Annotated in this window: 1 protein-coding gene; it reads right to left on the bottom strand. The window is 60.5% G+C overall.

Features of this window, described 5'->3' with window-relative positions; translation table 11 throughout:
- The coding region (locus QEP11_RS14325; protein ID WP_284337332.1) for an Ig-like domain-containing protein at positions 1 to 484 on the bottom strand (484 nt) is incomplete at both ends.

Here is a 484-nt window from a genome sequence, read left to right as displayed (position 1 = left end):
CTTGTCTACTGCTGCTGTGCCCAGCACCTGTGTGCCGTCGTACAGTGTCACGGTCGTGCCTGCCTGCGCCGTGCCGCTCACCGTCAGCGTCGTGTCGTCCGTGGTCTGACCCTTTTGCACATTGCTGATCGTGCCCACGTCGTCCTGCACGCCAACAATGGTCGGTGGTGTCGGCGGATTGCCGGCCACTTCAAACGTCAGTGCGTTGGTCAGCGTGCCCTCATTGCCTGCCGCATCGATTGCACGCAGCTGGAAGCTGTGATCGCCCGAAGCCAGCGGTGTCTCTGGCTCAAACGTCCAGTCACCATTGGCTTGCACAATGGCTTCGCCAATCACTACGCCCTTGTCCAGGATCTGCACCTTGGCCACTTGCGAGGCATCCGCCACACCAAAGTATGTGGGTTTGGCATCGTCCGTGACCGTGCCGTTGGTGATCTCATCACGCACTGCACCCACATCGTCCATCAGCTTGACGCTGCTGAGC

It is taken from the genome of Comamonas halotolerans, from assembly GCF_030162935.1.
In the GTDB taxonomy this organism is placed as follows: domain Bacteria; phylum Pseudomonadota; class Gammaproteobacteria; order Burkholderiales; family Burkholderiaceae_C; genus Comamonas; species Comamonas halotolerans.
The sequence above is the reverse complement of the archived record's forward strand: the minus strand, read 5'-3'. Positions and strand labels throughout refer to the sequence as shown.